The organism is Faecalibacterium sp. Marseille-P9312 (assembly GCF_902497445.1).
GTDB classification, from domain to species: Bacteria; Bacillota; Clostridia; order Oscillospirales; family Ruminococcaceae; genus Faecalibacterium; species Faecalibacterium longum.
In genome coordinates this window covers 57585-64415 of record NZ_CABVEW010000018.1, presented here as the reverse complement: position 1 = coordinate 64415, position 6831 = coordinate 57585, and the positions used below count along the sequence as shown (strand labels likewise).

Annotated in this window: 7 protein-coding genes; 6 read left to right on the top strand and 1 reads right to left on the bottom strand. The window is 55.8% G+C overall.

The features are described 5' to 3' along the window. Positions 1–69: 69 nt before the first annotated feature. Positions 70–294, bottom strand: a complete 225-nt coding sequence (locus F3G95_RS13850; RefSeq protein ID WP_243130386.1) for a hypothetical protein — start codon at positions 292–294, stop codon at positions 70–72. Between the two features lie 305 nt (positions 295–599). Between F3G95_RS13850 and F3G95_RS12385 the strand changes: the two genes are divergently transcribed. The 6 genes from F3G95_RS12385 to F3G95_RS12360 all read left to right on the top strand — a co-directional run bounded on the left by F3G95_RS12385 (position 600) and on the right by F3G95_RS12360 (position 6823). Continuing rightward, on the top strand, positions 600–995 hold the full coding sequence (locus F3G95_RS12385) for a hypothetical protein (RefSeq protein WP_188117558.1): 396 nt from the start codon (positions 600–602) through the stop codon (positions 993–995). 17 nt (positions 996–1012) lie between these two features. Further along, positions 1013–1474, top strand: coding sequence for a PTS sugar transporter subunit IIB (locus tag F3G95_RS12380; RefSeq protein WP_149795198.1), 462 nt, complete (start codon positions 1013–1015; stop codon positions 1472–1474). Between the two features lie 26 nt (positions 1475–1500). Next, positions 1501–2274: a PTS sugar transporter subunit IIC gene (locus F3G95_RS12375; RefSeq protein ID WP_149795197.1), complete on the top strand. Its 774-nt coding sequence runs from the start codon at positions 1501–1503 to the stop codon at positions 2272–2274. After that, complete coding sequence (locus F3G95_RS12370; RefSeq protein WP_149795196.1) at positions 2264–3082, top strand: PTS system mannose/fructose/sorbose family transporter subunit IID; 819 nt, start codon at positions 2264–2266, stop codon at positions 3080–3082. Before F3G95_RS12375 ends, F3G95_RS12370 begins: the two co-directional genes overlap by 11 nt. Before the next feature lie 93 nt (positions 3083–3175). After that, positions 3176–4075: a serine hydrolase gene (locus F3G95_RS12365; RefSeq protein ID WP_188117557.1), complete on the top strand. Its 900-nt coding sequence runs from the start codon at positions 3176–3178 to the stop codon at positions 4073–4075. Positions 4076–4105: 30 nt separating this feature from the next. Beyond that, on the top strand, positions 4106–6823 hold the full coding sequence (locus tag F3G95_RS12360) for a PRD domain-containing protein (RefSeq protein WP_149795194.1): 2718 nt from the start codon (positions 4106–4108) through the stop codon (positions 6821–6823). The last annotated feature ends 8 nt before the right edge of the window (positions 6824–6831 follow it).

The following is a 6831-nucleotide window of genomic DNA, read 5'->3' as shown; positions in this document are numbered from 1 at the left end:
GCAATGCACGTTGAAAATTTTGCAGAGCAAAACGTGTGAAAAGGCAAAGCCCCTGCTCATGGTCACCGTTCACACCGAACGCAGTTCCTGCCCCTGTTTTGCAGCGGCGTTGTCCGGCTCGCCCACACAAAGTGTGAGGTCATGGCGCAGTATCTCGTTCAGACGGCTTATGTAGGATTCAAGGCACAGCTCCCCAAAAGAAAAATACCGCCCTGCAAGACAGGCGAAAAATTTTGTCGGGTGAAACAGCGGCAAAATAGATCGGATGTGTTGCGGGGCGGTAAAAATCTTCATGGGGAATAAATCCTCGCCGCTCTGTACTTTTCTACAAAATTGATGGGATTTGCGGTAAAGAGTATCATGGATTGCGGAGTGCGTCAAGATGGTTTTGCAAGTTTTATTGCAGTAAAGCGGTGATAGTAGGACTTATATTCTGGGAAATTTGATGGAAACCGGTGCTTGTATGCACGGTTTTATCGCAGCAGTGTCGAGGAGAGCACGAACAGTGTCGAAAGCACGGGATTTAATCACCAAAAAGACTGTCACAATGAAATAAAAACTGTGCAGGGTGTATACTGCAAGCACAAGGAGGGATGTATATGAGAACTGTAATCCTAGCGTCACACGGACATTTGGCATCCGGCATGAAGAACACGGTGGAGATGATCCTGGGAGAACAGGAGGCGCTCAAGGCGTTCGATGCCTACACAACGCCGGAGTGCAATGTCCATGACACACTGGAGGCGATGCTCCGTCAGGCAGACGGAGAATGCGTCATCGTTACGGATGTGCTGGGTGGCAGCGTGAATAAGGAAGCTGTCGTCTTTGCGGCACAGCCGGGTGTGCGCGTGATCACCGGAATGAATTTGACGCTGGTCGCAACTCTGCTGACCGAGGAGGAGTTGCCGCTGGACGAGCTGGTAAAAACCAGCATTGCAGAGGCACAGGCTTCCATTCAGCAGCCGGAGTTCGTCAGTGAAGAAGAAGATTTCTGATAAGGAGGAAAAAATTTATGATCCAACTGCTACGCGTCGACCATCGTCTGCTGCATGGTCAGGTGGTTTTCAGCTGGTGTGGACAGCTGAATCCCAATTGCATCCTGATCGCAAACGATGCGGCCGCTACCGATGATGTGCGCAAGGCTGCGCTGCGTCTGGGCAAGCCCAACAATGCCAAACTCGTCATCAAGACGGTGGATGATTCCATCGCCGCCATCAATGAAGGCAAGACCGACAAGTACAGCCTGATGATCGTGACCGGCAATGTCAAGGATGCGGTGCGTCTGGCGCGGGAGACCACCCAGATCAAGAGCATCAATCTGGGCGGCACAAAGTCTGCGCCGGACCGCCACGCACTGTCCCATGCGGTCTATGTATCGGACGAAGAGGAGAAGCTGCTGCACGAGGCCGCTGCGGAGGGCATTGAGGTGTTCATCCAGGCAGTGCCCAGTGATGCCAAGAAGATATTGACCTGATCCATCAAGAACAGGAGGAGAACAACATGCTTGTAAAGACATTATTGATCGCACTGGTTTCCTTTATCGGTTTTCTGGAATGCGGCGTCGGCAACTCCATGATCCAGCGACCCATCGTGATGGGCCCGCTGGTCGGTCTGGTGCTGGGCGATGTGAACGCGGGTCTGGCCGTGGGTGCTACGCTGGAGCTGGCCTTCATGGGCAATGTGACCATCGGCGCAGCGCTGCCGCCGGAGATCACCGCAGGCGGCATTCTGGGCACTGCGCTGGCCATCGTTTCCGGCAATGGCACAGAGGCTGCCCTTGCACTGGCACTGCCTATTGCAACGGTGGCTCTGCTGATTAAGAACACCTACTATCTGACCGTCCGCAGCTGGTTTTTGCATAAGTCTGATAAATATGCGGCTGAAGGCAACGCCGCCGGCGTGAATGCCATGCACATGATCAGCTTCCTTTCCTACGATATCGTCATGTCTCTGGTCATCGCTATCTGCTTCTACTGCGGCAGCGACGCGGTGCAGAGCTTCCTTGCCATCATCCCCGCATTCATCATCCGCGGCATTTCCGTGGCCGCCGGCATCCTGCCTGCACTGGGCTTTGCTATGCTGGGCAAGATCCTCGTCAGCCCCAAGGTTGCTCCGTATTTCCTGCTGGGCTTCCTGCTGGCTGCATACCTCAATGTTCCCGTGCTGGGCATTGCACTGTTGGGCGTGATCATTGTGGCTCTGATGCTGGTCAACGACCAGAACAAGCCGAATAATACTGCTGTGGTTGACGGAGGTGCTGACGATGACTTCTAATAACGAGAAAAAGCTGCTCACCAAGAGCGATATCAACAGGGTTTTCTGGAGATCCTTTACGGTCAATGCATCCTTTAACTACGAGCGTCAGATGAGTCAGGGTGCGCAGTATGCGCTGTCCCCGATTCTACAGAAGCTGTATCCGGACAAGAAGGAGCTGGGTGAGGCACTGCAGCGTCACGCCGAGTTCTTCAACACCACGCCCATGCTCTGCCCCTTTATCTTCGGCATTACAGCGGCCATGGAGGAGGAGAACGCCACACAGGAGGACTTTGACCCCAACACCATCAACTCGGTCAAGGCTGGTCTGATGGGCCCTCTGGCCGGTATCGGCGACTCGGTATTCTGGGGCACCCTGCGTCCTCTGGCCGGCGGCATCGCCTGCTCGCTGGCACTTACGGGCAACCTGTTTGCGCCGTTCCTGTTCCTGCTGCTGTTCAACATCCCCAACGTGCTGGTGCGCTACTTCGGCTGCCACTGGGGCTACAACTCCGGCATGAAGGCGCTGAACCGCTTTGAGGAACTGGGTCTGACCGAAAAGATTTTTACCGCGGCAGCCATCATCGGTCTGCTGGTCATCGGCGGCATGTCGGCCTCCATGGTTAGCGTCAACCCGGTCGTTGCCATTGGCAGCGGCGACAACGCCATCAAGCTGATCGATGTCATCAACGGCATCATGCCCAAGATGCTCTCGCTGCTTACCACATTGGGCGTCTACAGTCTGCTCAAGAAGGGCACGAAGCCCAACACGATCCTGCTGGGCATCATCGTAGTCAGTGTGCTGCTCACTGCTATCGGTATTTTCTGAGCAGAACTTTTCAAGACGGCGATTTTATAGTAAAATGGAAAGCGGATGGGAGCGTGGGCTGACATCCGCTTTCCCACTTATCAGGAGGCTGCAATGAACTGTACCGAAGAATTTATTGCGAAAATGAAGCAGAAGGATATCGTCATCAACTTTGTGCAGGCATGGCGCAATGATACGCTGGAGGAAAGCTATGCCCGGCTGGATAAGCCTACGCGTCTGCACGCTTATTCGGTAAGCAAAAGCGTTACCTCCATCGGTGTGGGGCTTGCCGTGCAGGAAGGGCTGCTGCGACTGGACGACCCGGTGCTCAGGTTCTATCCGGAGTATGACCCCGCAGAGCTTGCACCGAACCTGCGCCGCATGACCGTGCGAGACCTGCTGATGATGGGCTGCGGCTCCAAGGATAAAATGTTCTTCTGGAATGATGCGCAGCGACTGCAGTGCAGGGACTGGCAGGATTATTTCCTGCACAATGAGTTCCCCTATGAGCCGGGCACCCGGTTCGAGTACAACAATTTCAACAGCTATATGTGCAGCTGCATCGTGGAGCGCGCTGCGGGCTGCACCCTAAAGGACTACATGACGCCCCGCTTTTTTGATAAGCTGGGCATCGGCAACCCGGACTGGCTCACCTGCCCCATGGGACATTCTGCCGGAGCGAACGGCCTGTTTTTGAGCATTGATGAGATGTCCCACATCGGGCAGTTCCTGCTGCACGATGGTTGCTGGAACGGCGAGCAGCTTCTGGACCCCGCATATTTGCATGAGGCAGAAAAAAACCAGTACCCGGTCAATGCCCCCAAGCACGGCTACGGCTATTTCTTCTGGACGAACCCGGACGACGAATCCTACCGCGCAGACGGTATGTATGGTCAGTACATCGTGGTGGTGCCCAAGAGCAAAGCGGTGATCACGGTGCAGGCGCTGGACAGTAAAAAATTCTTCGACGATGTGTGGTCGGAGCTGGTAGTCCCCTTTCTGAACAAGGGCTGAGCGTAAAAAACAACAGGAGCAAAGGTGACAATGGCAAATCTGCAGAAGCTGAATCCGACCCAGCAGGAGCTGTACAACTATCTGGAACAGCAGACCGGACAGGTGAACTTTGAGGTGCTGCAACCGTTTACCACGCAGGAAATGGGTGCGGTGCTGCACATCAGCCGCAACACGGTGAGCCAGTACCTGAACGAGTTTTTCAAAGAGGGCTGGATGGTCAAGATCAATACCCGGCCGGTCTATTATTTCCTACGGGAGACGCTGAGCCGGAAATTCAACGTTCAGACGCTGGATACTGAATATGAGGATCTGCAGTTTCTGCAGCAGGATCTGAACCATGGCCGCCGTGCGGACAGCTGCTTTGCGGGAGTCATCGGCTATCACCTCAGCCTGAAATCCGCCGTGGAAAAATGCCGTGTGGCGGTGGAGTATCCGCCCACCGGCCTGCCGCTGGTGCTGGCGGGCGAAAAAGGCACCGGCAAGCGTCTGCTGGCCGGCAAGACCTGGGAGTATGCAAAGGAAAAGCAGGTCGTGCCGGCAGAGAGCCGTTTTGCCGAGCTGGACTGCGCCATGTGGGGCGCAGCAGAGCCGGGCGGCACCGGCTTTGCCGCTTCGTTCAAACGCAGGCTGGAGGCTGGCACCGGCAGCGATTTTTTGTACCTGCACGGCTTTGACCAGCTGGAGAGCAGTGTGCAGGCCGAGGCTGTGCGCTTTTTAACGGCAGTGCTACCGGAGCTGGGCGCGAAGTATCCGCGCCTGATCTTCGGTGTGCAGACGGTGCCGCCCTCGCTCAAGAACAGTGTGCCGGTGCAGGCAGAGCTTCTGCCGCTGCGCAGCCGGTCGCTGCTGGAGAAAAAACGGCTCATCTATCGTTTTCTGATGCAGGAGGAGCAGCGCATCGGCCGCAGGGTGCAGGTGACGGGTCAGGCATACCAGATGCTGATGCAGTATCCGTATGAGCGGAACGTGGGTCAGCTGGAGCAGGTCATCCGTACCAGCTGCACCAATGCATACTCCCGCAGCCGGGACGGCGGCATCTGCATCGGTCTGCCAGTGCTGCCGGATGCCGTGTTTGAGAGCTGCCTGCTGCTGCCGGAGGCCGGTGCGCAGAACCGTGCGCTGACACTGGACGACCTGCGGGAGGACTGCGGCTTTGAAAGGGAGCACCGTCTGCTGGAGGAGATCCGGGAGCAGGGGCGGCTGTATTTACAGGGCAGTCTGGAATGTGCCGGATTCTGCACCCGCATGGTGCACCGGCTGGAGGAGTACAACAACTATATCCTGTTCCAGAACAAGATCGCAGATGAGCGCATCAAGGGCATCGAACAGGGAATGCTGCGCATCTCGGAGCGCATCCATGAGCTGTACGGCGTCGGCTTCCCCAACAGCTTTATCCTGATGCTGGCGCGGTGGGTGTATTTCGGCAATGTGTTCGATGATGCCTTGCCAGAGGACAGCGCCGAGATGCAGCAGCTGGTGGCAGACCTGACCGAGGCTGTCCGGCGGGATGCGCCCTACAGTTTTGCGGTGGCAAGTGATCTGCTGCTGATGGTGCAGAACACCACCGATGTGCATTTCTCGTCCATCGGCATCCTGATGATCAGCGCCTTTGTGGAGGTGCTGCACCGCCCCGGCAACAAGCTGCCAGTGCAGGCGTTCATCATCTGCCACGGTTACGCTACGGCCAGCAGCATTGCAGACGTGTGCAACAAGATGCTGCATAAGTATCTGTTCAACGCCATCGATATGCCCTATGATGTGCCGGTCAGCGAGATCGTCAGTCAGGTCAAAAAGATCCTTTATTTCAACGAGAACCGTGATGTGCTGATCCTGGTAGACCTCGGCTCACTGGAAAACATCACCGAGCTTCTGGACGACCTGCCGAATGTCAACCTCGGGATCATCAACAATGTTTCCACAGCGATGGCACTTTCGGTGGGCAGCCATATTCTGGACGGGATGCCGCTGGCAGAGGTTCTGGAAAATGCCAAAAATGCTTCGCAGATCCGCTATAAGATCTTGGAAAAAGCCCGCAAAGAGGATGTGATCCTGTTTGTGAGCGAGAGCGGCAGCAACGTCGCTGCAAAGGTGAGCGAGCTGTTCATGCATAGCCTGAATCATCTGAACACGAAGGTAAACGCGCGCTTTTTGTGCTACGATGTGCAGACCTATGAGCAGCTGCGTCAGAATGGCCACTGGGACACCTGCAGCGTGTTGTTTGCAGCGTCCACCATGGAGCTTGGCCCGGCGGATTTCCCGGTGGTGGCCGTGGAGGACATCATCACCCAGCGCGGACTGGATAAGATCAAGAGCGGTCTCAGCGGCTATCTGACCGAGGAAGAGTTCGAGCACTTCAAGCAGAATCTGGTCAATCTGTTCTCGCTGGAGAACGTGGTGGAATCGCTCACCATCCTGAATGCATCGCGGGTGCTTTCGCTGGTAGCAGATATGCTGGAGGAGATGCAGCGGGCGCTTGGCTCCCACTTCCAGCCCAAGACCGTGGTAGGTCTGAACCTGCACATCAGCTGCCTGATCGAGCGGCTGGTGAAAAAAGAGGAGATCAAGAGCTACCGTGAGCTGGAACGCTTCTGTGAAGAGCACCGGGACTTTGTGGCACTGGCGCGGCGCTGCTTTGCCAATATTGCCGAGCAGTACCGCATCAACCTGCCGGACAGTGAGATCGGCTATATTTACGATTATATTTCCCACGATTACAGCGATGAAAGTCCTTGGAAAAATGAGTTTTGAACCAATGG